The 1,581-nt window shown below is 43.5% G+C and carries 1 protein-coding gene; it reads right to left on the bottom strand.

Going from position 1 to position 1,581, the window contains the following annotated elements; all coding sequences use genetic code 11:
- The coding region (locus tag HMPREF3190_RS03100) for a hypothetical protein (RefSeq protein WP_156425697.1) at positions 1-1,164 on the bottom strand (1,164 nt) is incomplete at its 3' end.
- Positions 1,165-1,581 lie beyond the last annotated feature (417 nt).

Raw genomic sequence — 1,581 nt, 5'->3', positions numbered from 1 at the left:
ATCCCAATAGCTCTCGCTTGTTGCAAGTACTACTTTATCTACCGGATCAGGAAATGCCGTTTGCACGATTTGTTGCATGGTGTCTTCTGCAGTTTCTCCAGCAATACGCTTTGTTGCCTGATCAAAGCTTGGAACAGAGGGTTCTTCAGGTGTGCCACCCTCAGAGCCGCCTGCCTGTCCATTCTGTTGGTGGCCATTATCATGCCCTTGGCTTCCAGCTTGTGGTTGCTCTTGTGGAGCAGCTTGTGGCACAACTTTCTTAATAGCGTCATTTAATGATGTAATTTCACTTACCAATTGATCAGGCGTTGTAGCTGTTGTCAACGTTTGAGTAGCCTTCTGTGCAAGTTGCTGTAATTCCTGCTTATTGGCTGCAGGGGTAGTTGGCTGATCAGCTAATTCTTTTGCTTGCTCAATGATTTTTTCTACTGATTTTTTGTATAAGGTATCAAGCTTAAGGTCTTTCCACTCAAGTACAACTTTCGACCGAGTAGTATAATTATGGGTTACACTTGTAAGAACAGGAAGATACAGCGAAGCATTCAGTTTACCGGTCGTCTTGTCTGCCTGAACAGGAATAAGAATTTCTTTTGGATACTTCTTACCTTTGACGACGGGGTCAGTACTACCCTCCATATTGTGCCCATCTTGCACATCATGCGTTGTTAAAGGCTCAACAGGTTCATACTTTCCTGCATGACCTTCTACTTCACGCTCAAACACACCAACATAATTGCTGGACGTTTTTTTGTGTGTAGAAGAATCTTCACTAGGTTTCGTGCCTTTCAAGGTTAATACCAGATACGTGCCTTTCGTAGTTTTCAATACACGCATGGTGGCATAGTCAGATGATGCATCGTTAGTTTCTGATTGCAAAACATCAAACGAAAGCTTTTGGGTTGGATTTTCTGCTTGCATCATACGAACAAGCGCTGTACCAGTTTGAAGGCCATACTCGCCTGTATTCCTACGACCTAAAATGTCAATCAATTCATCAAAATTAGTGGATACGCTATTGTTTGCTGCCGCACCATTCACGGCGCCTTGATCTGCACTATTCTGGTGCACCGAACCAGTACTGTCCTGTGCCTGAGCAAAAGCAAGTGAAGGTGGGAAAACCAGCGTTGCGGCAAGAAGAGCGCCTGCGATTTGTTTCTTTTTCATAGTTCCTCCTTATTGTTCATGCACTTTGCGCCACGCGAGGGGAAACAGTAAAAGACCTGCCATGTGCGCGCCATGCATAGGGGGTAGACATTACATTTGCGAACAATGCGAAGTTTACAAAATGAACATTAAAAAATAGCTTAAGATAAACTGAACCATAAAATCTCTACAAGTATACAATAACGATTAAATACGCAGGTAATCAATGAGAATTAGTATAATCAACTTGACTCACCTATGAAAAACACTGCGAGGGCTTAGCGCGGATTCATAAAACTGCGCACTATGAAAACGCAGACTTGCGCAAGAACGAAACATAAAACCGAGCAAGCTTACAAAGAAAATATGCAAGAACACGCGGTGCCGCACATGACTGCTTAAAAAACGAGGCTGCAGGATATCTCCCGCAGCCTCGTA

It is taken from the genome of Umbribacter vaginalis (genome assembly GCA_001552935.1).
GTDB classification, from domain to species: domain Bacteria; phylum Actinomycetota; class Coriobacteriia; order Coriobacteriales; family Eggerthellaceae; genus Berryella; species Berryella vaginalis.
Note: the sequence above shows the minus strand (reverse complement) of the source record. Positions and strands in the feature narration are given on the sequence as shown.